23 protein-coding genes are annotated in these 24,906 nt (G+C 63.9%); 14 read left to right on the forward strand and 9 right to left on the reverse strand.

Annotated features, from left to right (window positions below; genetic code table 11):
• Positions 1-10 precede the first annotated feature (10 nt).
• Positions 11-1,279: an AmpG family muropeptide MFS transporter gene (locus DB032_RS18465; RefSeq protein WP_107800750.1), complete on the forward strand. Its 1,269-nt coding sequence runs from the start codon at positions 11-13 to the stop codon at positions 1,277-1,279.
• Positions 1,276-1,626 (forward strand): MliC family protein, encoded by a 351-nt coding sequence (locus tag DB032_RS18470; RefSeq protein WP_158274352.1) that lies wholly within the window; start codon positions 1,276-1,278, stop codon positions 1,624-1,626. Before DB032_RS18465 ends, DB032_RS18470 begins: the two co-directional genes overlap by 4 nt.
• On the opposite strand, the gene DB032_RS24210 is transcribed toward DB032_RS18470, so the two are convergent.
• The 6 genes from DB032_RS24210 to polA all read right to left on the reverse strand — a co-directional run bounded on the left by DB032_RS24210 (position 1,623) and on the right by polA (position 7,497).
• Positions 1,623-2,048: a type IV pilin protein gene (locus tag DB032_RS24210; RefSeq protein WP_158274413.1), complete on the reverse strand. Its 426-nt coding sequence runs from the start codon at positions 2,046-2,048 to the stop codon at positions 1,623-1,625. The two genes, DB032_RS18470 and DB032_RS24210, sit on opposite strands and share 4 nt — an antisense overlap.
• A complete protein-coding gene (locus DB032_RS24215; protein ID WP_158274353.1) occupies positions 2,045-2,701 on the reverse strand; it encodes a hypothetical protein in 657 nt (218 codons plus the stop codon). The genes DB032_RS24210 and DB032_RS24215 overlap by 4 nt, the downstream gene beginning before the upstream one ends.
• A gap of 23 nt (positions 2,702-2,724) precedes the next feature.
• A complete protein-coding gene (locus DB032_RS18480; protein ID WP_158274354.1) occupies positions 2,725-3,579 on the reverse strand; it encodes a PilW family protein in 855 nt (284 codons plus the stop codon).
• 2 nt (positions 3,580-3,581) lie between these two features.
• Positions 3,582-4,025, reverse strand: a complete 444-nt coding sequence (locus DB032_RS18485) for a hypothetical protein (protein WP_146176721.1) — start codon at positions 4,023-4,025, stop codon at positions 3,582-3,584.
• Positions 4,009-4,545, reverse strand: coding sequence for a GspH/FimT family pseudopilin (locus DB032_RS18490; RefSeq protein WP_107800755.1), 537 nt, complete (start codon positions 4,543-4,545; stop codon positions 4,009-4,011). Before DB032_RS18490 ends, DB032_RS18485 begins: the two co-directional genes overlap by 17 nt.
• A 183-nt stretch (positions 4,546-4,728) precedes the next feature.
• On the reverse strand, positions 4,729-7,497 hold the full coding sequence (gene polA / locus DB032_RS18495) for a DNA polymerase I (protein WP_107800756.1): 2,769 nt from the start codon (positions 7,495-7,497) through the stop codon (positions 4,729-4,731).
• Positions 7,498-7,512: 15 nt separating this feature from the next.
• Here polA and DB032_RS18500 point away from each other — a divergent pair, with 15 nt between their 5' ends.
• From DB032_RS18500 to DB032_RS18530, 7 genes are all read left to right on the forward strand, one after another.
• A complete protein-coding gene (locus tag DB032_RS18500) occupies positions 7,513-8,241 on the forward strand; it encodes a TIGR00730 family Rossman fold protein (protein ID WP_107800757.1) in 729 nt (242 codons plus the stop codon).
• A gap of 26 nt (positions 8,242-8,267) precedes the next feature.
• On the forward strand, positions 8,268-8,594 hold the full coding sequence (locus DB032_RS18505) for a DUF2782 domain-containing protein (protein ID WP_107801992.1): 327 nt from the start codon (positions 8,268-8,270) through the stop codon (positions 8,592-8,594).
• A gap of 10 nt (positions 8,595-8,604) precedes the next feature.
• A complete protein-coding gene (gene thrB / locus DB032_RS18510) occupies positions 8,605-9,549 on the forward strand; it encodes a homoserine kinase (protein ID WP_107800758.1) in 945 nt (314 codons plus the stop codon).
• 173 nt (positions 9,550-9,722) lie between these two features.
• The gene (locus DB032_RS18515; RefSeq protein WP_019101144.1) at positions 9,723-9,992 is read left to right on the forward strand and encodes a hypothetical protein; all 270 of its coding nucleotides are present in this window, start codon (positions 9,723-9,725) and stop codon (positions 9,990-9,992) included.
• Between the two features lie 193 nt (positions 9,993-10,185).
• Complete coding sequence (locus DB032_RS18520) at positions 10,186-13,020, forward strand: YjbH domain-containing protein (RefSeq protein ID WP_107800759.1); 2,835 nt, start codon at positions 10,186-10,188, stop codon at positions 13,018-13,020.
• A gap of 62 nt (positions 13,021-13,082) precedes the next feature.
• Positions 13,083-15,011, forward strand: coding sequence for an SLBB domain-containing protein (locus DB032_RS18525; protein WP_107801994.1), 1,929 nt, complete (start codon positions 13,083-13,085; stop codon positions 15,009-15,011).
• Positions 15,012-15,045: 34 nt separating this feature from the next.
• Positions 15,046-16,233, forward strand: coding sequence for a Wzz/FepE/Etk N-terminal domain-containing protein (locus DB032_RS18530; RefSeq protein ID WP_107800760.1), 1,188 nt, complete (start codon positions 15,046-15,048; stop codon positions 16,231-16,233).
• On the opposite strand, the gene DB032_RS18535 is transcribed toward DB032_RS18530, so the two are convergent.
• Entirely contained in the window at positions 16,230-17,426 is a 1,197-nt protein-coding gene (locus DB032_RS18535; RefSeq protein ID WP_107800761.1) for a multidrug effflux MFS transporter, read from the reverse strand. The two genes, DB032_RS18530 and DB032_RS18535, sit on opposite strands and share 4 nt — an antisense overlap.
• A gap of 186 nt (positions 17,427-17,612) precedes the next feature.
• On the opposite strand from DB032_RS18535, the gene arsC reads away from it, so the two are divergent.
• The 5 genes from arsC (at position 17,613) to DB032_RS18560 (ending at position 22,828) form a co-directional block, all read left to right on the forward strand.
• Positions 17,613-17,960 (forward strand): arsenate reductase (glutaredoxin), encoded by a 348-nt coding sequence (arsC, locus tag DB032_RS18540; RefSeq protein ID WP_107800762.1) that lies wholly within the window; start codon positions 17,613-17,615, stop codon positions 17,958-17,960.
• Between the two features lie 134 nt (positions 17,961-18,094).
• Positions 18,095-18,595, forward strand: coding sequence for a MarR family transcriptional regulator (locus DB032_RS18545; protein WP_043635397.1), 501 nt, complete (start codon positions 18,095-18,097; stop codon positions 18,593-18,595).
• Between the two features lie 110 nt (positions 18,596-18,705).
• On the forward strand, positions 18,706-20,112 hold the full coding sequence (locus DB032_RS18550) for an efflux transporter outer membrane subunit (protein ID WP_233246737.1): 1,407 nt from the start codon (positions 18,706-18,708) through the stop codon (positions 20,110-20,112).
• Positions 20,113-20,122: 10 nt separating this feature from the next.
• Positions 20,123-21,283 carry an EmrA/EmrK family multidrug efflux transporter periplasmic adaptor subunit gene (locus tag DB032_RS18555; protein ID WP_107800764.1) on the forward strand — a complete coding sequence of 387 codons (1,161 nt, stop codon included), beginning with the start codon at positions 20,123-20,125 and terminating at the stop codon, positions 21,281-21,283.
• A gap of 12 nt (positions 21,284-21,295) precedes the next feature.
• Complete coding sequence (locus tag DB032_RS18560; protein ID WP_107800765.1) at positions 21,296-22,828, forward strand: DHA2 family efflux MFS transporter permease subunit; 1,533 nt, start codon at positions 21,296-21,298, stop codon at positions 22,826-22,828.
• 83 nt (positions 22,829-22,911) lie between these two features.
• On the opposite strand, the gene DB032_RS18565 is transcribed toward DB032_RS18560, so the two are convergent.
• The gene (locus DB032_RS18565) at positions 22,912-23,685 is read right to left on the reverse strand and encodes an enoyl-CoA hydratase-related protein (protein ID WP_107800766.1); all 774 of its coding nucleotides are present in this window, start codon (positions 23,683-23,685) and stop codon (positions 22,912-22,914) included.
• Positions 23,685-24,896, reverse strand: coding sequence for a 3-oxoadipyl-CoA thiolase (gene pcaF, locus DB032_RS18570; protein WP_107800767.1), 1,212 nt, complete (start codon positions 24,894-24,896; stop codon positions 23,685-23,687). Before pcaF ends, DB032_RS18565 begins: the two co-directional genes overlap by 1 nt.
• Positions 24,897-24,906 lie beyond the last annotated feature (10 nt).

Below are 24,906 nucleotides of genomic sequence, written 5' to 3' on the forward strand. Positions count from 1 at the left end.
TGGCCTGCCCATGAGCAACACAACCATAGACTGGCGGCGCGACGTCTTTTCGCGCACGATGCTGATCTGCGTCTTCACCGGCTTCGCCTCCGGTCTTCCGCTGTACACCCTGATCAATCTGCTTCCCGCCTGGCTGCGCAGCGAAGGCGTCGACCTCAAGGCCATCGGTCTGTTCGCGCTGATCGGCCTGCCCTATACCTGGAAATTCCTGTGGTCCCCCTTGATGGACCGCTACGTGCCGCCGCTGCTGGGCCGCCGTCGCGGCTGGATGCTGCTGACCCAGCTGGCGCTGATCGTCACTATGGCCGGCTTCGGCCTGTTCAACCCGACCCAGCACATCTGGAGCATCGCCGCGCTGGCGGTGGGCGTGGCCTTCTTCTCCGCCAGCCAGGACATCGTGCTGGACGCCTATCGCCGCGAGATCCTCAGCGACAACGAACTGGGCCTCGGCAATACCGTGCACATCAACGCCTACCGCTTGGCCGGCCTGGTTCCAGGTTCGCTGTCGCTGATCCTGGCCGATCACATCTCCTGGGACCGAGTCTTCCTGATCACCGCGCTGTTCATGATCCCCGGCCTGCTGATGACGCTGCGAGTCAGCGAGCCCAAGCTCGCCGGCCAAGCGCCCAAGACCCTGCGCGAAGCCGTGGTCGAACCCTTCCATGAATTCATCACCCGCCAGGGCTGGCAGGGCGCGGCCTGGATTCTGGGCTTCATCTTCCTGTACAAGCTGGGCGACAGCATGGCCACCTCGCTGGCCACCCCCTTCTACATGGACATGGGTTACGCCAAATCCCAGATCGGCCTGGTGGCCAAGCACGCGGCGCTGTGGCCGGCGGTAATAGGCGGCCTGCTCGGCGGCCTGTGGATGATCAAGCTGGGCATCAACCGGGCGCTGTGGGCCTTCGGCGTGGTGCAGGTGCTGTCCATCCTGGGCTTCGCCTGGCTGGCCAGCTACGGCCGCTTCGCCTCCATCGGCGCGCATGAACTGAGCATGCTGGCCGTGGTCATCGGCTTCGAGGCGCTGGGCGTGGGTCTTGGCACCGCGGCCTTCGTCGCCTTCATCGCCAAGAGTACCCACCCGGCCTACACCGCCACCCAGTTCGCCTTGTTCACCAGTTTGGCGGCCGTGCCGCGCACCCTGGCCAACGCCTCCACCGGCTACATTATCGACGCCATAGGCTGGACCAGTTTTTTCCTGTTGTGCACCGCGCTGGCGCTGCCCGGCATGGTGTTGTTGCTGAAAGTCGCCCCATGGAGGGAAAAGGAGGGAGCATGAAGGCATGGAAACCAGCGTTGCTCTGCGCAACGCTGCTGAGCGCGTCCTGCGCCGCGTCGGCCTCCGCCGACACGGCCATGCAAACCGTCAAATACCGCTGCAACGGCAGCAAAATGGTGGTGGTGGAGTATCCGCAGCAGCAAAGCGACGCCGCCATCCAGCTGAACTGGAACCATCACCGCTACCGGCTGACGCCGGCCAAGGTCGCCCAGGGCGAGCGTTACGTCAGCCAACAACTGATCTGGTCGCTGCTGGACGAGCAAGCGCGCCTGACCACTCGCGGCGGCCGCGTGCTGGCGCAAGGCTGCCGCAAGATCCAGCTGCCGGCAACGGCCGACGGCGCTTAATCTCCCCAGGCCCGGCACGACTGCGGGCCGGACTCCTCCGGCCCGCATTGCGCCAGATTGCCGTCCTGATCCAGGCTCAGCTGCAAGCGGCCGGCCAAACGGTGGCCAGCCCTGGGCTTGGCCAGCAAACGGAAGCTGGCTTGTCCGGCGCTGTCCGAGCCCAGGCTGACGCTGCCCAGCCGAATGTCGAAATCGCGGGTGGCGGGTCGCGGCAGAGGCGGCCATGCCGTGGATCCCGAGCGGTTTTCGAGATGCCAGCGCTGGATGAAATGCAGATTCTCCAATAGCGCCGCGCGCGCCTCCGCCAACTGCCCGCGCAATATCTGCTGCTGATAGGCCGGCCAGGCCATCGCGGCCAGAATGGCCGCCACCGCCATCGCCGTCAGCAATTCCAGCAAGCTCATGCCCGCTTGCGTCCTCATTGCGCCTCCTCCGGCAAACGCCAATTCAAACGCCCGCCTCGGCCGGCCTGCGCGCCCGCCCCGGCCCAGAACCAACTCTGCACGGTCAGCATATCGCGCTCGCTCTCGCCCCAGACCCTCACGCTGACTCGATACAAGCGGCCGTCCACGCCGGCGATCCGGAACGCCGGATTGAGCAATTCCAGCACATAACGCGGCGAACTCCAGCGCTGCCCAGCGCGCGGCCGCGCCGGCAAGCAGGACTCCGGAGGACGGCCGGGCGTCGCCTCCAAGCCGCGGCTGGGACCGCAAGGATGCAAGAGCGGCCACCTCGCCCCGTTGATCTGGGCGCTGCGCCGCCATACATCGGGCTCGGTCGCGCACAAGCCGTATCCGACGCCGGCGACGGCGGACAGGCAATCCGGCATGAACCAGCCCAGGCCGCGGGCGTCTCCTTGCCAGGGAATGCCGGCTTCGCTCGCCAGAGCGTCCTCGAAACGGAGGTTCAAATCCAAGGTCCGCCGTTCCGCCGCCCGCAAAGCCTGCAAAGCCGCCAGCCTCAATGCGCGCTCCTCCGCCAGATTGCGCGTGGCGCGCTGCTCCACCGCCACCGAGCGCGCGCTGCCCATGGCCAACACCGTCAGCAGACTGAGCAGCGGCAGAATCAGCCACAACACCGCTCCGCGCCGCCGGGCCCTCATCCGCCCGGCTCCAGCGCGCACGGCAGGGCCGGCGTCAGCGCCACCACCGTGGTCCAGCTCCGCCGGCGGCCGCCCGCTTGCAACTCAAGCGCCAGTTCCACCCGCGACAGCCGCTTCCAATCCTCCGCGGCCAATTGCTCCGGCCCCTCCCTCCAGGCCAGCGCCAATGGTCGACACCCGCTGCGAACGCCAAGGCGCTGCCTCAACGCCGCCACGCCCGTCGCCAGCAATTGCGGCGGCTCCGCCGCCCTGCCGGGCAGGCTTTCCTCCAACCACAGCGCGTCGCCATCGTCACCCTCGCGACGCAGAACGTAACGCTGCGAGGCGATGGCCAAGACCTCCAAGGAGGCGATGTCCGCGCCGCTCAAGAGCCCGGCCTTCGCCGCCCCCGGCCAGGTCAGCACATGCGCGCCGGCCTCCCGTCGCCATTCCAGCCCCGGCTCGCCCCGCTTCAACAGCCTCAGGCTGGAACAACTGGCCAGCGCCGCCTCTTCCCAATCCGCCTCGCCTTGCCAACTCAGCGTGGTCCGCGTCGCGTCCTCCGCCAGCAAGGCCGCCGCCGCGCCAACCCCGTAGCGAAAGCGCATGCCTTCCGGCGCCTCGAACCCTCGCCCCGGCGACTCCATTGCCTGCGCGCAAGCGAAACGTCCATGCTTGCGCCAGCTTTCCGCCAATTGCGCAAGCGCGAACTGTCCATCCTGATGTTGACGCAAACCGTTCTCCAACACGCGCAAGCTGCCCTGCATCGTCAACGCCCCCTGCAAGGCCAGCGCCAACACCAGCAGCCCCATGCTCATCGCCACCATCATTTCCACCAGGGAGAAGCCCTGGACGCGCGCGCGGGCCGCCACGGTCAAGGCTCGTCCAAGGCCAGCGCGTAACGACGCTCAAAACGACCGGCGCCGTCTCCGGCCGACATGCCGGTCCAAGTCAGCCTCACATAGGCAACGGCGCCCTGCTGCTCGCAAAGCGCCGTCATCGCGTCCAGCGCGCCGCGGCATGAGCTCGCCTCAATCGCCCCTTCCAAGCCTTCCAGCCGCTGCCGCAAACGCGCCCAATCCGCCTGAGCTTGCGCCGACGCTTGCTCCGCCGCCGTCTCCGGCCACAGCAACGCCGCCTCCCCCAGTTCGAGCGCCGCCGCGATCGCCTCCGCCCGCAACAAGGCGTCGCGGCCATGCAGCAGAGCGCGCAATTGCACCGAGGACAGCGCCAGCATCGATACCATGACCAAGAACAAGGCCAGCATGGTTTCCAGCAAGGCGCCACCGCACACGGCGGGCTCAGGCCGGGCAGTCATGATCCGCCCTTCCGACTTCCGCTCGGCCATGAACGCTGACCGTCAGCGTCAAGCACACGCCGGCGCGCGGGCTTTCCAACAACAGGCGCGCGCTCTGGCCGCGGGCCAGCCGTCCGTTCGGCATGAATTGCAGCTGATCCCGTTCCGCGCGCATCCTGACCTTGCCCACGGCGAACACCAGCAGATGCAAACGCTCCTGGCTGTCGTAGCCGGCCTGGGCGCCGCCCCCTTTATCCGCATACACCAACGCGCCGCGGTCCCACACCTGCCGCTGCTTGGCGCAGCCTTGCAATTGCAGATTGCGCTTCAGATTGGCCGCGCACACGTATACCGGCCGCTTGCTCCTCAGCGCCTCGCTACGGGCGAAGTGCAATAGATTGGCCATTGCCTGGGCATGGCTGCGCAATTGCTGCGTCGACAATAAACGGCCCAGTCCCGGCGCGGCGATCGCCAAACAGAGCAGCATGATCGCCAGAACCGTCATGGCCTCAATCAAGGTGAAACCGGTCTGAGTTCGCATCGCAGGCTCCCCGTCTCATTGGGTACCTGGCTAATATATTAAGCAAAGCGAGGCGGACGGAACCGATCTTGTTCCCGCCGACGCCCGTCTGGCCAAGCATTTAGACCAGGACCAGGAAAACGACACAGGCATGAAAAAAGCCAGCCTGAGCGGCTGGCTTTCAGATGGCGACGCAAAGCTGGCTCAGTGCGCGCTTTCCCAGCTTTCCCCCGCGCCCACTTCCGCCAGCAAGGGCACCTTGAGCTTGGCCACGCCGGCCATAATCTCGGGCAAGCGGCGTTTGACCAGCTCCAGCTCGGCGTCCGGCACTTCGAGCACCAGTTCGTCATGCACCTGCATGATCAGCTTGCTGCCCAGGCCCTCGCCCTGCAGCCAGTCCTGCGTCGCAATCATCGCCAGCTTGATCAGATCCGCCGCCGTGCCCTGCATCGGCGCGTTGATCGCCGCGCGCTCGGCGCCGGCGCGGCGCGCCGGATTGGACAGCTTGATTTCCGGCAGATACAGGCGACGGCCGAACACGGTTTCGACATAGCCTTGCTCGCGCGCGGTCTCGCGCGTGGTCTGCATATACTCGGCCACGCCCGGGTAGCGCATGAAATAACGGTCGATGTATTGCTGGGCGGCGCTGCGCTCGATGTCCAGCTGCGCGGCCAGACCGAAGGCGCTCATGCCGTAGATCAGGCCGAAGTTGATCGCCTTGGCGGCGCGGCGCTGATCGGCGCTGACCTGGGACAGCTCGACGCCGAACACCTCGGCGGCGGTGGCGCGATGGATGTCCTCGCCGCTGGCGAAAGCCCGCAGCATGCCGGCGTCGTCGGACAGATGCGCCATGATGCGCAGCTCAATCTGCGAATAATCGGCGCTGACGATCACATGCCCCGGTGGCGCGATGAAGGCCTCGCGCACGCGACGCCCTTCCGAGGTGCGCACCGGAATGTTCTGCAGGTTGGGATCCGAGCTGGCCAAGCGCCCGGTGATCGCCACCGCCTGCGCGTAATTGGTGTGCACGCGACCGGTGGCCGCATTGATCAGCTGCGGCAATTTGTCGGTGTAGGTGGACTTGAGCTTGGCCAGGCCGCGGTACGCCAGAATGCATTTGGGCAGCGGGTGCTCCAGCGCCAGCGTCTCCAGCACCGATTCATCGGTGGAGTAGCCGCCGGACGGGGTCTTCTTCACGCCCTTGGTGGGAATGCCCAGCTTGCCGAACAGGATTTCCTGCAACTGCTTGGGCGAATTCAGATTGAAAGGCTGGCGGGCCAGATCGTAAGCCTGGTTTTCCAGCTTCAGCATTTCGGTGCCCAACTGATGGCTCTGCGTCGCCAGACGTTCGCGGTCTATCAGCACCCCATGGCGCTCCATCGCGAACAGCACCTCGGCCACCGGCAGCTCGATATCCCGGTAGACCTCGCGCAAGCGGCCGTTCAGCAGGCCGGAGAAATATTGATTCAAGCGCAGCGTGATGTCGGCGTCCTCCGCCGCGTAATTGGCGGCAGTGTCGATGTCCACCTCGCCGAAGCCGATCTGCTTGGCGCCCTTGCCGCAGATCTCCTCGTAGCTGACCGTGGATTCGCCCAGATGGCGGCGCGCCAGATCGTCCATATTGTGGCGTTCATGGCTTTCCACCACATAGGACGCCAGCAGGGAATCGTCGACCACGCCGGCCAAGCGGATGCCGTGGTTGGCGAACACATGGCGGTCGTACTTCAGGTTCTGGCCGCACTTTTTCTTGCCGGCGTCTTCCAGCCAAGGCTTGAGTTTGGCCAGGCTCCGCTCCAGGTCCAACTGCTCGGGCGCGCCGGCGTAATGATGGCCCAGCGGCAGATAGGCGGCTTCGCCGGAGCGCACCGAGAAGCTGACGCCGATGATGCGCGCCTGCATCTGGTCCAGGCTGGTGGTTTCCGTGTCCAGCGACACCACATCCGCCGCGGCCAGCTTGGCCAGCCAGGCGTCCAACTGCGCGGCCTCCAGAATGGTTTCATAGCGCCGCTCCGCCGCCGTTTCCGGCAAGGCCGGGCTGTCCTGCGCGGCCTCGATGGCGAACAGATCGTCGCCCTGGGCTCCGGCCGCGGTCTGCGCCACCGCCGGCATCTCCTCGCCCTCGGTCACCTCGCGGTAAAAGGTGCGGAAACCCAAGCCCTGATACAGCTCGGCCAGACGCGGCTTGTCCTTGAGGCCATGCTGCAGACTGTCCAGGCCATAGGGCATGTCCGCGTTCAGATCCACATCGCACTTGATGGTGATCAGCTCGCGGCCCTTGGGCAGCCAATCCAGCGCCGCGCGCAGGTTCTCGCCCACCTTGCCGCCCACTTCCGCCGCCTGGGCGATGACGGCGTCCAGATTGCCGTACTGCTCCAGCCACTTGACCGCGGTCTTGGGCCCGCACTTGTCCACGCCCGGCACATTGTCCACCTTGTCGCCGATCAGGGTCAGATAGTCGACGATCAATTCCGGCGGCACGCCGAACTTGTCCTTGACCCCGTCGCGGTCGAAGGTTTCATTGGTCATGGTGTTGACGATGGACACCTGTCCGTCCACCAACTGCGCCATATCCTTGTCGCCGGTGGAGATAACCACCCGCATGCCGGCGGCCGCGCCGGCGCGCGCCAGCGTGCCGATCACATCGTCAGCCTCCACGCCCGGCACCACCAGCATCGGCCAGCCCGAGGCTTGCACCACCTCATGGACCGCCGTAATCTGGGAGGCGAGTTCCTCCGGCATCGACGGGCGATTGGCCTTGTACTCGGGGTAAAGGTCGTCGCGAAATGTCTTGCCTTTGGCGTCGAAAACGCAGGCGCTATAATCGAACTGCACTTCCTTCTCCAGCCGCCTGAGCATGTTCACCATGCCATAGACAGCCCCCACCGGGCGGCCATCCGGAGAACGCAAATCGGGCATCGCGTGAAAGGCGCGGTACAAATAAGAAGAGCCGTCGATCAATAACAGTGTTTTCATAAAAAGAGGCAGAATATGAGCTTGTCCGATAAATTACCGCAAACCAGCGATCGTCACGCGATGATGCAGCGTTTCCGTTCCCGCGAAGCCTGGCATGTGATGAAGATCATGTCGGAGTTTGTCGATTCGGCGGAAGCCTTGCAAGGCATCATGCCGGCGGTGAGCATCTTTGGCAGCGCGCGCACGCCGCGCGACCACAAGTATTACAAATTGACCGAAGAAGTCGCGCGTCTGCTGTCGGACTCCGGCTTCTCCGTTGTTTCCGGGGGCGGCCCCGGCATCATGGAGGCCGCCAATAAAGGGGCATTCTACGGCAGAAGCCCGTCGGTGGCGCTGAATATCGTGCTGCCGCACGAACAAAAACCCAATGAATACCAAGACCTGAGCATCAAGTTCAACCACTTCTTCTGCCGCAAGGTCATGTTCGTCAAGCACGCTATCGCCTACGTGGTGATGCCGGGCGGCTTCGGCACCCTGGACGAAATGTTCGAGGCCCTGACGCTGATACAGACCGGCAAAAGCCGCAAGATCCCCATCATCCTGTGCTGCCGCGAGTTCTGGGAGGGCCTGCTGGACTGGGTCAAGGACAGGCTGATCAGCGAAGGCATGATCAATCCCGAAGACATGAATCTGATCCAACTGATCGACGATCCGCGGCAAATCGTCGAAACTATCTTCAAACATTACGAAACCCGCGGTTTTGAAGCGCTGCCGGAAGAGCGCGAACAACTGCTACACCTTTAAAACTGATGACAATCAAGGACCACGCCATGCGCCGCCTGCTCTCCGCCCTCGCCCTGCTGCCATTGACAGCCGCCTGGGCCGATACGCCCCCTCCCGCCAAGACCCCGGTGCCGCCGCCGCCGACGATCAGCGAACAAAACGCCGCCACCGCGGAACCGGAGGTACGCATCATCCAGAAGGGCGAGGAGAAGATCGAAGAATACCGGCTCAACGGCCACCTCTATATGGTCAAGGTGACGCCGTCGCACGGCGTGCCCTATTACCTGATGGACGACAACGGCTCCGGCACCATGAAGCAGATCGACCCCGCCAACCGCATCATCATCCCGCGCTGGGTGCTGATCCGGTTCTGAGAGGGCCACTATGTCGGTTTACACCACGGTCAGCCATGACCAGATGCAGGAATGGCTCAAGCGCTACACCTTGGGCCAGTTGCTGGACTTGAAGGGCATTGCCTCCGGCATCACCAATACCAATTACTTCCTCACCACCACGCACGGCCGCTATGTGCTGACGCTGTTCGAAGCGCTGAAGCTGCAGGAACTGCCTTATTACCTGACGCTGATGAGCCACCTGGCGCGCCACGGCGTGGCCTGCCCGGCGCCGGTGGCCGACAACACCGACCAGTTCGCCTCGATGCTGGCCGGCAAGCCGGCCTGCCTGGTCAGTTGCCTGGACGGCGCCGACGTCGCGCAGCCCACCCCGGCGCAATGTCGCGCCGTAGGAGAAATGCTGGCGCAAATGCATATCGCCGGCGCCACCTTCCCCGGCAAAATGGCCAATCCGCGGGGTCCGCGCTGGTGGAGCGAAACCGCGCGCCAGGTCTACCCCCGCATGGACGAAGACGCCGCCGCCTTGCTGCGCGAAGAGGTGCAACTCCAGGACAGCCACCGCTTCGATCACCTGCCCTCCGGCGTGATCCACGCGGATCTATTCCGCGACAATGTGCTGCTGGACGGCGACCGCATCGCCGGCTTCATCGACTTTTACTACGCCTGCAACGACGTGCTGCTCTACGACCTGGCCATCGCGGTCAACGACTGGGCCCGCAAGGCGGACCACGGCATAGACGACGAGCGCGCCGCCGCGCTGCTCTCCGGTTATCAGTCGGAACGCGAACTCACCGCGGAAGAGAAAAAAGCCTGGCCGCTGATGCTGCGCGCCGCCGCGCTGCGCTTCTGGGTGTCGCGGTTGCAGGATCTGCATTTCCCGACGGCGGGCGAGATGACCTACACCAAGGATCCCAAAGTCTTCCAAACCGTGCTGGAAGCGCATCGCTCGCGCAGCGACTGCTGGCTGCGACATTAATGGCACACTCATTCCCGTCGCGTTGACAAATCCCCAGTTGTCACTTTGCAGACTTACAGTCTTGCACTATGCCGATGGCAAGTAGTATTGATTTTATGAAGTTGATAGTTTTCCTGTTTTAAATGTTGCACTTAGATTAACTTCGAAGCACAAATACACAAGGGCACACTATCATGTTGAAGAAAGTCTTTATTCTTGCCTTGGCTGGCCTGCTCTCTGCTCCGGTGTTTGCCGCAGAGGAAGCCGCAGCGACCTCGGCCGCGGGCAGCAGCGCCGCCGGCACCACCTCCGCGGCAGCCGCTGGCGCCGCCGGCACCACCGCCGGCATTGCCGGCCTGAGCGTAGGCACCATCGCCGCCATCGGCGCAGCGGTTGCCGCAGCGGTTGCGGTTTCCAGCAACAGCGACTCCTCTACCTCCCACTCCGCCACCACCCACCATTAAGCCGCCGTGCCTATGCACTGCGGCTTGACTGGACACTGGCCTTCGTCCCGAACAGGCAGCCTGCCTGCACCCGCAACAGGCTGCCTGTGTTTCTGCCTGCGTCTGACACAGGCGCTGCGTAACCTTAGCGTTCTTTATTGATATTCATTTGTTGTTTGCAAGACCAAATCAATAACTCTAAATAAAGCAATCCATGCGTGGCATTCTGATAAAAGGGATCGTTTTCGGGGGTAGTTGCGGCCTGCTGTTGCCGGTTTACGCGCAACCGTCGCTCAATGGCCAATCCGGCTACATCAATATGCCATCGGCGGATCCTGGCCGCGATGGCTCCTTAAGCTTTGGATTCAGCTTCGACAAGCCATACAACACCTTGTGGGTCTCGGCGACGGCGCTTCCCTTTCTGCAGATTTCGGGGCGTTATATCTCTATTTCCGGCATTGCCGGCTTTGACGATCAGCAATACGGCGGCGGCTACGGCAGTTATAAAGACAAAGCCATCGACACCAAATGGCGTCTGCTCGAAGAGTCCGACTTTTGGCCCGCGCTCTCCTATGGCCGAACGGATATTTTCGGCACCGCCCTGTGGCGCGGCAATTATCTGGTGGCCAGCAAACAGCTCCGGCCGAATCTGGAAGTTTCCGCGGGCGTCGGCTCCGGCCGGATCGAGGGCCCTTTCGGCGGCCTGCGCTGGACGCCGGAACGCTTCCCCCGCTGGTCGCTGGTCGCGGAATACGACGCCAATCACTACACATCGGATTTCCGCGCCAAAGACACTTCCGCCGCGCAAAGAGAAAAAGGGCCTGCGGCCGGCCTTGAATATCGATGGGGCTGGCTGGGCCTGCAATTGGCCAAGCAAAAAAACCATGCCAGCCTGAACGCCTCTATCGAAATCCCCTTGAATGAGCGCGAATTCGTTCCCAAAATCAGCGAGCCCGCTTATTTCAGCGGCGGCCCCGAAGTACCGCTCCGTCCCACCTTGCGACAATGGCATGCCGATAGCGCCTATGGCCACGGCCTGGTCAGCGCGCTGAGCAAACAGGATTTCAAAAACATCCGCATCAGCATGCGTGGCGACGAGTTCGTGCTGGAACTAAGCAATAGCCGAATTTCCAATGTGGGCCGCGCGGTGGGCCGCGCGGTTCGCACCGCGCTGTACTTTACCCCGATTGAAACGCGCAGCATCCGCGTGGTCTACACCAAGCTGGAACAGCCGATCGCGACCTATAGCTTTTTCAAGCTACCCACCTTGAACGACTACCTGCTGGGCAAGATCGATCGCCAACGCTTTCTGGAAAGCGTCAGCATCACGCCGGGCAAGAATTTGGAGTTGGAGGAAGTCGACGCGCAGCAGCTTAGCGCCAGCATCAAAGACAGCGTCAACCTGGAGATTTTGGCGGGCAAGGACGGCGACATCGTCCAGCTTAACGCCGAGGACAACGAGGCCAATCGCTTCCGGCTGGTGCCCAAGACCGGGGTTTACTTCAATGACCCCAGCGGCGCCTTCCGCTATGAAATCGCCGCCGCCGCCACCTATACGCGGCGAGTGGGAACCGGCTTGTTTCTGAATAGCGCGCTCAGCGCCAATCTCTACAACACGGTCTCCGGTGTCAAACAGACGTCCAACAGCCTGCTGCCTCATGTCCGCTCCGACGTGGCCGAATACAAGAAAACCAATTCTCCCAAGCTGGACCGCCTGCTGCTGAACCAGTATCTGACCCTGGGGCCGAATACCTATGCCCGCGCCTCCGCCGGCATTTACGAGGAAATGTTCCGCGGCGCCGGCGGCCAGATCATCTATTACCCCGAAACCCGCCACTGGGCGATAGACCTCGCCGTGGACGCCTTGCAACAGCGCGACTTCAAGGGCTGGCTCGGCAAGCGCGATTACCAGACCGTCACCGCGCTGGCCTCGCTGCACTATAAATTGCCGATGAACGTCACCGCCACGGTGCGGGCGGGCCGCTTTCTCGCCAAAGACAGCGGCGCCCGTCTGGAGCTGAAACGCCGCTTTCGTTCCGGCATCGAGATCGGCGCCTGGTACACCAGCACCAACGGCAACGACATCACCTCGCCCGGCACGCCCAGCTCGCCCTATAAGGACAAGGGTCTGTTCATTTCCATCCCGCTGAACAGCATGTTGACGCTGGACACCCAGGCGGTGGGCAATTTCGCCCTGTCCCCATGGACGCGAGATGTCGGCCAAATGGTGTTGTCGCCCGGAGACCTCTACGACCAGCTCAACGACCCGCGCAGCGATGTGAACGCCTACGACGGCCTAGGCAATTTCGCCGAACGGCCGGATGAGCAAGACCTGCCTCAAGTCAACCCGCCCGCTCCGTCTTTCCATCCCTGGCCATCGGTGCGGCTGCGGCTGAGCGACTCCTCCAAGCAATTCGCATCCACGGAGGACAAGCCAGGCGCCGTGGCCATTGCCGCCGGCATGACCCTGGCGGCGATAGCCCTGGACAAGCCGGTGAACCAGGCGGTGGGCCGGCATCAGGACAACCGCCTGCTCAAGGGCTGGAAGCAAATTGGCAAGACCCTCCCTGTTGCCGCACTAGGTCTGGCGGGCGGCGCTTTCGCGCTGGGCGACGACAGGCTGAGCAACACCGGCTTGATCGCGCTGGAATCCTCGGCGCTGTCCGCCGCCGGCAGCATCGCGCTGAAAGGCTTGGGCAACCGAGCACGGCCAAACGCCAGCGATAACCCTTGGCAACAGCAGCCGGCGGGCAGCTCCCGCTTCCAAAGCAGCTTCACCTCCAATCACGCCGCAGTGCTGTTCGGCGCGCTGACGCCGTTTGCCAAGGAGTACGACCAGCCCTGGCTGTATGGTCTGGCCGCCGTCGGCGCGCTCGGCCGCGTCGCCGGCAAGGATCACTGGTTGTCCGACATCGCCGCCGGCAGCCTGCTCGGCTACGCCTCCGGCTCCTGGCTCTGGCATGCCCAGCGGGACGAGTCCCGTTACCGCACCTCGCTGATGCTGGGCCCCAAGCAGGCCGGCATCCAAGTTTCGAAATCACTGGATTGAGACGACCTCCCATGACCCATCCGCTCGCGACCATGACTGCTTATCCAAGCCTCCGCCGCCAGATGATCCCGCTGCTTATCGCCCTGTGCGTCGCCAGTCCCGTCTACGCGGCCGCAAACGCCGCCGGCAATTTCTCCAGCACCATGATGCCCAGCTATGAGCCGGACCCCATGATGTACGGTCAACCCAGCATCAACAATCAGGCCCCGCTTGCCCAACCGCAAGCGTGGCCGCCCCAAACGCCGCAACCGCAATGGCAGCAGCAACGCAGATTGTCTCCTTCCTCCAGCACAAAACAAGACAAACGCGACCCGCTGCAAAATGGGCAGCAAGAAGAGAAACTGCCACCCTTCGTCGAATACGTGAAAGTCGCCACCGGCAACATCCTGCCGGTCTTTGGCGCGGACCTGTTCGACAGCCCTCCGTCGACCTTTGCCCCCAGCGGCGCCGCCCAGGTCAATCCGGACTATGTGATCGGCGCCGGTGATCAGATCCAGGTCAAGGGCTGGGGCATGGTCGATATCGACCTGACCCTGACCGTGGAACGCAACGGCACGGTCTATCTGCCCAGAGTCGGCGCCATCGCGGTGGCCGGCGTGAAATTCAGGGATTTGCAAGACACGCTGAAAAAAAGCGTCTCACGCGTATTCCACAACTTCGATCTGAGCGCCAGCCTGCTGCAAACCCGCGCCGTGCAGGTATACGTCGTCGGCAATGCGCGCGCGCCCGGCAGCTATACCCTGGGCGGGATGAGCACCTTGCTGAACGCGCTGTTTGCCGCCGGCGGCCCCAACGACAATGGATCGATGCGTCATATCCAATTGATGCGCGACGGCAAGGCGGTCGGTCAGCTCGATCTTTACAAGATTCTGGTAGATGGGGACAAGTCCAGCGATCTGACCCTGCGCGACGGCGACGTGATTCAAATCCGACCGACGGGCAAGCGGGTCGCCCTGCAGGGCGACGTCAAACACCCCGCCATCTATGAGTTTGCCGACGGCGACAGCGTCGCAGACCTTTTGCATTGGGCCGGCGGCCTGGAATCGGCGGCGGAAGGCAAGGCTTGGCAATTGGAGAAAAGCGTAGACAATCGCTTCGAACCGCAATGGCAGACGCCCAATGGGAAAAGCGGCCTTGATAACGTCGCCCTAAGACAACTCAAGCTAGCGGCCAGCGATATTTTCCGGGTGTTCGCACCCAACGCGCTGCCGGTGAACATTCAGCAAGACGCCGAATACGTCCGAGTCAGCGGAGAAGTGAAACAAACCGGCACCTTCCTGCTGCAAAAAGGCGAGACCCTGCGCGATCTGGTCATGCGCCTGGGCGGCTCCACGGAAAACGGCTATGTCTTCGCCACCAATTTACAGCGCGAGAACATCAAGAAAGAACAGCAGGCCAAACTGGATGAGGTGGCCAATCGCTTTGAAAAGGAACTGGAGCAGGCCTCCGCCGCGCGCCTGTCCAAACAGACCGATAAAGACAATGTCGCGGCCATTACCGCGGAAGTCGAGCGTCAGCGCAAACTGGCGGAAAAAATGCGCGCCATCAAAGCGGAAGGGCGCGTCGTGCTGGAGCTGAGCGGCAGCGGCGCCCAAGTCAAGGACCTGCCCGATCTGCCCCTGCAGAACGGCGACTCCATCACCATCCCGCGCCGGCCCGGCACCGTCAATGTCCTGGGCTCGGTTTACCAGAGCAATGCCTTCATCTACAGGCCGCAACGCTCGGTGAAAGACTATCTGGACCTGGCCGGCGGCATCAGCCAGACCGGCGACAAATCCGCGACCTATGTGATCCGGGCCGATGGCACCGTGGCCAGCAATAATAATGCGGGCTGGTTCAACAGCCTGGGCGGCAAGCGCATCAATCCGGGCGACACCATCGTCGTTCCCGACGAGCTCGTAGTCAGCAGCTGGACTCAGTCGCTGAAGGAATGGACCTCGATTCTCTATCAGTTCGGGCTGGGCGCCGCCGGCTTGAAAGTCTTGAAATAAGACAAGGCCTCATCACTTAACTCGGGATTCAGACATGTCCACACACGACAGGGCAGAAGCTCAAACCGTACCTTCCGATGACATCGATCTCATCACCGTGCTGAAAACCTTGCTGAAACACAGGCGCTGGGTCATCGGCAGCGTTATCGCGCTGGGCAGCGGCGCCTTGATCCTGAGCCTGACGCTGCCGCCGCTATATACCTCCACCGCCAAGATCCTGCCGCCCCAGCAGCAAAACTCGAGCATGAATATGCTGCTGGGCCAACTGGGTGGACTGGCCGGCGCGGCCGGAGGCATCGCCGGCCTGAAAAACCCGGGCGAACTCTATATCGGCCTGCTGCAAAGCCGCACGGTGGCGGACAATTTAATTCAACAGTTCAAATTGAAACAGCGCTACGCCACGGAAACGATGGACGAAACCAGAAAGGCATTACAGAGCGCCAGCGCCTTCAACAGCGGCAAGGACGGCTTGATCAGCATCAACGTGGAAGACAAGGATCCCCAATTCGCCGCGGCTCTGGCCAACGGCTATATCGCCCAATTGATCCGGCTCAATCAATCCCTAGCGGTCACCGACGCGGCCAAACGCCGGCTGTTTTTCGAGACCCAGCTAAAACAGACCAAGGAGCAATTGGCCACCGCGGAAACCGCGTTGCGCCAGACCCAGGAGCGCACCGGCATGATTCAGCCGGATGGTCAGGTCCAGGCCATTATGAACACCGTTACCCAGCTGAAAGCCAGCATCGCCGCCAAGGAAGTGCAACTAGAGGCCCTGCGCAGCTACGCCACCGAACAGAACCCGCTCTATCAACGCAGCCGGCAAGAACTGGCCGGTTTGAAAACGCAATTGGCCAAACTGGAAAACGGCGCTGCAATCGCCGGCGACGTGATGGTGCCCACCGGCAAAATGCCGCAATCCGGGCTGGAATACCTGAGACGGCTACGCGAGGTAAAGTACCAGGAGACGATTTTCGAGCTGCTGGCCAAACAATATGAACTGGCCAGAATCGACGAAGCCAAGGATTCGTCACAAATCCAGATATTGGACAGCGCCGCAATACCCGAGCTCAGAAGCAAGCCTATTCGCTCTTTGATCACCGTCGTGGGACTATTCAGCGGCTTGGTGCTCGGCATCGCGCTGGCCCTACTGCGCGAACGTTTCCAGATCGCGCAACAGTCCGGCCGCCTGCATGAATTGAACTGGGCGCTGAAAGAGCGCTAGCGCGTCACCCGCCGCCTATACCCCATCCGGAACACGAAGCCCAGGACCAGCATCACCATCATGCTGGCCGCCAGGCTCAGCGGGCTGGACCAGACCAGCGGCGCGATCAGGCCGGCCACCACGCTGGACATCATGGTCTGGAAGAAGCCCTGCAGCGAGGAAGCGGTGCCGCGCAGCGATGGAAACTGGTCCATCAGGTTTAGGGTGATGGACGGCGCAGCGATCGACATGCCGGTGGTGTACAACGCCAACGGCAATACCGCCCACGGCATCGCGGCCTCCGGCGCCAGCAGGTTGTACAGCAGATTCCAGCCTGCGGCGACGAACATCACCGCGTAGCCGCGCGACACGATGTCCTTCTGCGCCACCCGTCCGGCCATCTTGCCGGACAGATAGGCGCCCAGCATGATGCCGGACACGGCCGGGCCGAACATCCATAGAAACTGTTCCGGCCCCAGGTGCAGATGCTGCATCAGAAACACCGGCGCCGACGGTATGTAAAGGAAGAAGCCGGCGAAATTGAAGGACACCGCCGCGGTCAGCAACTGGAACTCGCGCTTGCGCCCCACCTGCCAGTAATTGGCCAACAGGTATTTAACCTTCAAGGGCTGGCGCGCGGACTCGTGATGGGTTTCCGGCAAGGCGAACCAGCTCATCAGGAACAGCGCCAGACCGATCAGCGCCATGAAGACGAAGATGGAATGCCAGCCGAAGGCGCCGAACAGCCAGCCGCCCACCACCGGCGCAATCGCCGGCGACAGCGAGAACAACATGGTCACCTGCGACATCAGCCGCTGAGCGTCGGCGCCGTCCAGCTTGTCGCGGATGATGGCCCGCCCCACCACCAGGCCGGCGCCGCCGCAAAAGCCCTGCAGCGCGCGGAACAACAGCAATTGCCCCAGGCTGTCCGACAGCGCGCAGCCTATCGACGCCAGGCTGAACAGCAAGGTGGTGACCAGCACCACCGGACGGCGGCCCACCGCGTCCGAGATGGAACCGTGCCACAACATCATCACCGCGTAAGACAATAGATATACCGTCAACGCCTGCTGCATCTGCAAGGGCGAGACCGCCAGGCTTTGCCCGATCGCGCTCATCGCCGGCAAGAAGGTGTCGATCGAAAACGGCCCCAGCGTGGACAGGGCCGCCAACAGGATTGCCAGCCCGAAGTGGCTGCGTGTGGTGGGATGCATGGCGGATAAATAACAATGAGAGTCAATGCATGGTAACGGTTGGGCCGGAACTTGCCAAACCGGACTGATGTAAATAAAACGTCATAGCCGGATATCGCTGCGCTCAGGCGCGCGCCGCTGGCGCCGGCTTCAATTTCGTGCCACGATCAATCCACTCCACGCCGGCCATAACAAGGAGAGACCAGCATGATTCGCCTGTACCACAACCCGCGCTGTTCCAAATCCAGGGAGGCGCTGAGCCTGCTGGAGAACGCCGGCGCGGAAATCGAAATCGTCGAATATTTGAAGCACCCGCCCAGCTATGAAGAGCTGGAGCGCCTGTTGACGCTGCTGAATATGGAACCGCGCGATCTGATCCGCCAGAAAGAGGAGGAGTACGCCGAACTCTATCTGGACGACATCACGCTGGAACCCAAGCACCTGATTATCGCCATGATAGACAATCCCAAGCTGATTGAACGCCCTATCGCCGTTTGCGGCGATCGCGCCGTGGTGGGACGTCCGCCGGAGCGGGTGCTGCAGCTGCTGGGCTAGCCTTAGCCGGCATCGCCCATCAGCGCCCAGGGCTTTGGCCTTGGGCGTTTTTACATGCGGCCGCCCCTGCCCAGCCCATTGCCTTCAAAATTATCACTTGCGGAATAGTAACTTCCGTTACTAAAATAACGGCTATGAATCCAACCAAGTCATTTCAAACGCTTGAGCAGGCCGTCAACCGGATCGAAGCGCGTTTTCCCGGCGTGCCGCGCCAGGAAGTCATTCTGGCGCGCTTGCTGTACCACATCCTGCCGCGGCTGTCCGCTCACCTGTGCGACAAGCTGAAGCATCACGGTCTCAACGAGACGGTGTGGATGGCCCTGCTGGCGCTGTACGCCTGTCCGCAACAGGCGCTCTACCCGTCTGAAATCAGCGACACGCTGGATTCATCGCGCACCAACGCTACGCGCATCGCCGACGAACTGGTCAAAAACGGCTGGGCGGCCCGCTCGCCCAGCGCGGAAGACCGACGCAAGATCCTGCTGGAGTTGACGCCGGGGGGCGTGCAACTCGTCGAATCGCTGCTGCCCGTCTCCCGCGAATGCCACCGGGAGCTGTGGTCGGATTTCGACGCCGCGGAAAAGCAGGAGTTCGAACGCTTATTGCGCAAACTGCTCTGCAGCCTGGGCGGTTGAAGCTGGGGAACCGGCTTTTTTTCGTCCTTATAATAACTTGCGTGACTATCACATCATTAATCACTTCATCAATTGCTAATACAGCAAGTGAACACGGGGAGTCCCACAAGGTGAAAAAGACTCAATGGCAGCACGGCGTCAGCGCCCTGCTGCTCAGCGCCCTGTTGGGCGGCTGCGCGAGCTTCGGCCCGGACAGCGCGCCGGCCACGCAGCTCGATGCCGGGCAATTGCGGCTGAGCGACGGCCAAGGCGGGCAGATCGCCAGCGACTGGTGGACCCAGCTGAACGACACGACGCTGAACCAGTTGGTGGCGCGCGCCCTGCAAGAAGCGCCGTCCTTGAAGCTGGCCGAAGCCCGGCTGCGCCAGGCGCGCGCCGCCGTCGGCATCGTCGAAGGCAATAGCGGCCCCAAACTCGATTTCAGCGCCAATATGACCCAGCTGAACTACGAGTTTCCGGCGCCGATCTCGCGCGACTACGTCAACGCCTACACCGCCATGCTGATGGGCAGCTGGGAGTTCGACTTCTGGGGCAAGCACCGCGGCCAGATCGACGAAGCCGTCGGCCAACAGCAAGCCATCGCCTTCGAAGGCGCTCAGACCCGGCTGACGCTGACTCAGGCCGTCATCGCCCAATACACCCAGTTGCAGCGGCTGCAGGCGCAAAGCGCGGTGCTGGCCAAGCGCATCCAGCTGGCGGAGAGCCGTCAAACGCTGACTCAGGCCCGCATCAACGCCGGCCTGCTGCCGGGCGACAACCAGCGGGGCAACGAAGTCTCGCTGCACCGTCTGCGCCAACAACAAAGCGCCTTGGCCCAGGACAGCGACCGCGCCCGCCACGCGCTGGCAGCGCTGACCGGCCAGGGACCGGACGCCTTGAACGCGCTGCAAGCCGCCAAGAGCGCGGCGCTGCCGCCGCTGGACGCGGACAGCCTGCACGCGGAACTGCTGGGCAAACGCCCGGACATCGCCGCCCAACGCGCGCGGGTGGAAGCCATGGCCGGCGCGGTCAAAGCCGCGCGCGCCGAGTTCTACCCCAATATCAAGCTGACCGCCTTCGCCGGCCAAACCTCGCTGGAACTGAACAAGCTGATGAACGGCGACTCCACCTTCTGGGGCTTCATGCCGGCGATCAGCCTGCCCATCTTCCACTCCGGCGCGATCCAGGCCAATCTGGGCAAGCAAAAGGCCGGCTACGACCTGGCCGTGCACAGCTACAACCAGACCGTGTTGGACGCGATGCGCGACGCCGCCGACGCCGTCAGCGGCTGGCAGCAAAGCGGCAAGCAACTGGAACAGGCGCGCCAGGCGCAGGACAGCAGCGGCCGCGCCGCCGACTCCGCCGCCGCCCGCTTCAAGGCCGGCATCATCAACAAGCTGAACCTGCTGGACGCCCAGGACAGCGCGCTGGCGCAACAGTCGGCGCGCATCGACGCCGAAGCCGGCCGCAAACTGGCTTGGGTCTCCCTGAACACCGCATTGGGCGGCGGCTTCAACGCTGCGCCCGCCACCCACTGAGAACGCATCCATGGACAAGAAAACCAAAACCGCGCAAGGGCGCAAACGCAATCTGATCGTCGCCACCACCCTGTTCGCCGCCATCGCCATCGGCTACGGCGCCTACTGGGCGCTGGTGCTCAGCCATCAGGAAAGTACCGACGACGCCTATGTCAGCGGCCACCTGGTGCAAGTCACCCCGGAAGTGGGCGGCACCGTCGCCAAGGTGCTGGTGGACGACACCCAGCACGTCAAGGCCGGTCAATTGCTGGTCAGCCTGGACAAGAACGACGCGCAGCTGAACTTCGACCGCGCCCGCAATGAATTCGCCCAAGCCGTGCGTCAAACCCGCCAATTGATGAGCAACACCCAGCAGCTGGCGGCCCAGGTCACCCTGCGCGAAACCGAGCTGGCCCGCGCCGACGCCGACCTGAAACGACGCAAACAGCTGGCCGGCACCGACGCGCTGTCGGCGGAAGAACTGGGCCACGCCAACGACGCCGTCGCCGCCGCCAAGGCCGCGCTGGACGCCGCGCGCGAACAGCAAAAAGCCAGCGCCGCGCTGCTGGGCAAGGACGCGCTGGCGCAGCAGCCTGCGGTCAAGGCCGCAGCCAGCCGGCTGAAGGAAGCCTGGCTCGCGCTGCAGCGCACCGAGATCAAGGCCCCGCTGGACGGCGCCGTCGCCCGCCGCAATGTGCAGGTTGGCCAGCGCCTGGCCGCCGGCACCCCGCTGATGTCGGTGATCCCGCTGCAAAACCTGTGGGTGGACGCCAACTTCAAGGAAGGCCAGCTGGCCAAGATCCGCATCGGCCAGCCGGTGGAACTGAAGTCCGATCTCTACGGCGGCAAGATCGTCTACCACGGCAAAGTGGTGGGCCTGTCCGCCGGCACCGGCAGCGCCTTCTCGCTGCTGCCGGCGCAGAACGCCACCGGCAACTGGATCAAGGTGGTTCAACGCGTGCCGGTGCGCATCCAGCTGGACCCGAAAGACCTGCAATCGCACCCGCTGCGCGTCGGCCTGTCAATGGACGCCGTGGTGGACACCTCCAGCACGGACGGCAAGGCCGTGGCCGAAGCCCAGCCCTTCGTCGCCCACCAGGACGTCTCCGGCCAGCTGCCGGACCTGAAACAGGCCGACGAACTGGTGCGGACGCTGCTGGCGGCCAACGCGGGTGAAGGCAAGGCCGAATAAGGGGTCCGGACCATGAATCATCCACCACTGACCGGCTCCAAGCTGGTCTGGATCACGCTGGCGCTGTCGATGTCGGTGTTCATGCAAGTGCTGGACACCACCATCGCCAACGTGGCCTTGCCCACCATCTCAGGCAACCTCGGCGCGGCCACCAGCCAGGGCACCTGGGTGATCACTTCCTTCGGGGTGGCCAACGCCATCGCGGTGCCGCTGACCGGCTGGCTGGCCAAGCGCCTGGGCGAAGTGAAGCTGTTCACCGCCTCCACCCTGCTCTTCGTGCTCACCTCCTGGCTGTGCGGCATGTCCAGCAGCCTGGAAATGCTGATTTTCTTCCGCGTGCTGCAAGGCGCGGTGGCCGGCCCGATGATTCCGCTGTCGCAGAGCCTGCTCTTGTCCTGCTACCCGCCGGAGAAGAAAGGCATGGCGCTGGCGCTATGGGCGATGACGGTGATCGTCGCGCCGGTGTTCGGCCCGATTCTGGGCGGCGTGATCAGCGACAACTGGCACTGGGGCTGGATCTTCTTCATCAACGTGCCGGTGGGCCTGGCGGCGGCCTTCATTTCCTGGCGCATCCTCAAGCCGCGTGAAACCGAAACCGTCGATCTGCCCATCGACCGCATCGGCCTCGCCTTGCTGGTAATCGGCGTCGGCGCGCTGCAAATGGTGCTGGACCGCGGCAAGGAGCTGGACTGGTTCAACTCCACCGAGGTGGTCACCCTGGCGGTGATCGCGGTGCTGGCGCTGGTCTATCTGGTGATCTGGGAGCTGGGCGAGAAACATCCCATCGTCGACCTGAGCCTGTTCAAGCAGCGCAACTTCACCGTCGGCACCGTCGCCATCAGCCTGGGCTTCATGCTCTACTTCGGTACCGTGGTGCTGCTGCCCCTGATGCTGCAGACCCAGATGGGCTACACCGCCACCTGGGCCGGCCTGGCCGCGGCCCCCATCGGGCTGATTCCGGTGGTGCTGTCGCCCATCATCGGCAAGTACGCGCAGCGGCTGGACATGCGCTGGGTGGTGACGGTGAGCTTCAGCGTGTACGCGATCTGCTTCTTCTGGCGCAGCACCTTCAACCCGCAGATGGACTTCGCCTACGTGGTGTGGCCGCAGGTGGTGCAGGGCATAGGCGTGGCCTGCTTCTTCATGCCGCTGACCACGATCACCCTGTCCGGCCTGCATCCCAGCCAGATCGCCAGCGCGTCCAGCCTGTCCAACTTCCTGCGGATTCTGGCCGGCAGCATCGGCACCTCGATCACCACCACGATGTGGGACCGTCGCGAGGCGATGCACCACGCGCGCCTGACCGAGCATGTCAGCCTCTACGATCAGGCGTCCAACGCCTGGTTCCGGCTGCTGGACATGGCCGGCCTGTCCTCCGGACAGCAGGCGGCGCTGACCTCGCTGCAAATCACCAAGCAGGGCTACATCATGGCGGCCAATGAGATTTTCTGGCTGTCCGGCGTGCTGTTCGTGCTGTTGATCGGCCTGGTGTGGTTCGCCAAGCCGCCGTTCACCGCTGCTGGCGGCGACAGCGGCGCGCATTGAGAACCTGTTTACGATCCGCATCGTAAATAGATTCTAAGCAAGTAAAGCGGACCGGGCGGCAAGATCATTGCCGCCCGGTTTTTTTATTCGCCGCGGAACACCGCCGCGCGCTTGTCCAGAAACGCCCGCATGCCCTCCTTCTGATCCCGCGACGCGAACAAGAGCTGGTACGCCTTGCGCTCCAGCATCAGCGCCGTCGCCAACGGCGCGTCGGCGCCGGCCAGCACCACTTCCTTGATCTGCTCCACCGCCAGCGGCGGCAGCGCGGCGATCTGCGTCGCCAGCTCCAGCGCGCGCGTTTCCAGCGCCTCGTCCGCCGTCACCTCGCTGACCAGGCCCATCGCCAGCGCCTCCGCCGCGCCGATGCGCTCGCCGGTCAACAGCAGCTTCATCGCGCGGAACTTGCCCACCGCCCGCAGCAGCCGCTGGGTGCCGCCGGCGCCCGGCATCACCCCCACCTTGACTTCCGGCTGGCCGAACTGGGCGGATTCGGCGGCGACGACGATGTCGGCGTGCATCGCCAGCTCGCAGCCGCCGCCCAAGGCATAGCCGGCCACCGCCGCGATCACCGGCTTGGGACAGTCGGCAATCGCCTGCCATAGCTTGTGCAGTTGGCGCTGCATCAGCTCTATGCTGCCGCAGTCTGCCATCTCGGTCAGGTCCGCGCCGGCGGCGAAAGCGCGATGGTCGCCGCACAGCAGAATCGCCCTGACGTCGGCCGCGGCGGCCAGCTCCTGGAAACGCCGCGCCAACTCCCGCCGCAGCGCCGTATTCAAGGCATTGAGCGCCTGCGGGCGGTTCAGGCGCAGCCGCGCCACGCCTGCGGCCGGATAATCCAACAGCACCAGTTCGTCCATCACCCCTCTCCCTCAACTCGTTCCAGCATCAAGGCCACGCCCTGACCGACGCCGACGCACATCGCGCACAAGGCTAGCCTATCCCCGCTGGCCTCCAGCTGACGCAAGGCGGTCAAGACCAACCTCGCGCCCGAGGCGCCCAACGGATGGCCCAACGCGATCGCGCCGCCGTTGGGGTTGACCCGGGCGTCGTCGTCGGCCAAGCCCAGTTGGCGCATCACCGCCAGCGATTGCGAGGCGAATGCCTCGTTCAGCTCGATCACGTCCATATCCGCCACGCTCAGGCCCAGCCGCCGCAACAGCTTTTCCGCCGCCGGCGCCGGCCCCATGCCCATGATGCGCGGCTCCAGCCCCACCGAGCACATGCCCAGAATCCGCGCCCGCGGACGCAGGCCGTGACGCTTGAGCCCGGCGCCGCTGGCCAGCAGCAGCGCCGCCGCGCCGTCGTTGACGCCGGAGGCGTTGCCGGCGGTGACCGAGCCGTCCGCCACCACGCCCTTGAGCCGCGCCAGCTCCGCCAGCGTGGTGGCCGGCCGCGGGTGTTCGTCCCGGATCACCCGCAGCGGCTCGCCCTTGCGCTGCGGCAGCTCCAAGGCCAGGATCTCCGCGTCGAAGAAACCGCGCTCGCGCGCCGCGGCGTAACGCTGCTGGCTGCGCAGTGCGAAGGCGTCCTGATCGGCGCGGGAAACCTTGAACTGGCGCGCGACGTTTTCCGCGGTTTCCGGCATGGAGTCGATGCCGAACTGACGCTGAAACGCCGGGTTGACGAAGCGCCAGCCTATGGTGCTGTCCTCTATCCGCGCATTGCGCGCGAACGGGCTCTCGGCCTTGCCCAGCACGAAGGGCGCGCGCGACATGCTCTCCACGCCGCCGGCCAGCACCAGTTCGGCTTCGCCTGCGGCGATCGCCCGCGCGGCCAGACCCACCGCGTCCAGTCCGGACGCGCACAGGCGGTTGACCGTGATCGCCGGCGCGGACTGCGGCAGGCCGGCCAGCAAGGCCGCCATCCGCGCCACATTGCGGTTGTCCTCGCCGGCCTGATTGGCGCAGCCCAGAATCACCTCGTCCAGGCAGGACCAGTCCAGCGGATGGCGCCGCATCAGCGCGGCGAGCGGCAGCGCCGCCAGATCGTCGGCGCGCACGCCGGAAAGCGCGCCGCCGTAACGGCCGAACGGGGTGCGAATGCCGTCACAGATATAGGCATGGGGCATGGGAAACCTC

This window comes from Chromobacterium sp. Panama, from assembly GCF_003052555.1.
Taxonomy (GTDB): domain Bacteria; phylum Pseudomonadota; class Gammaproteobacteria; order Burkholderiales; family Chromobacteriaceae; genus Chromobacterium.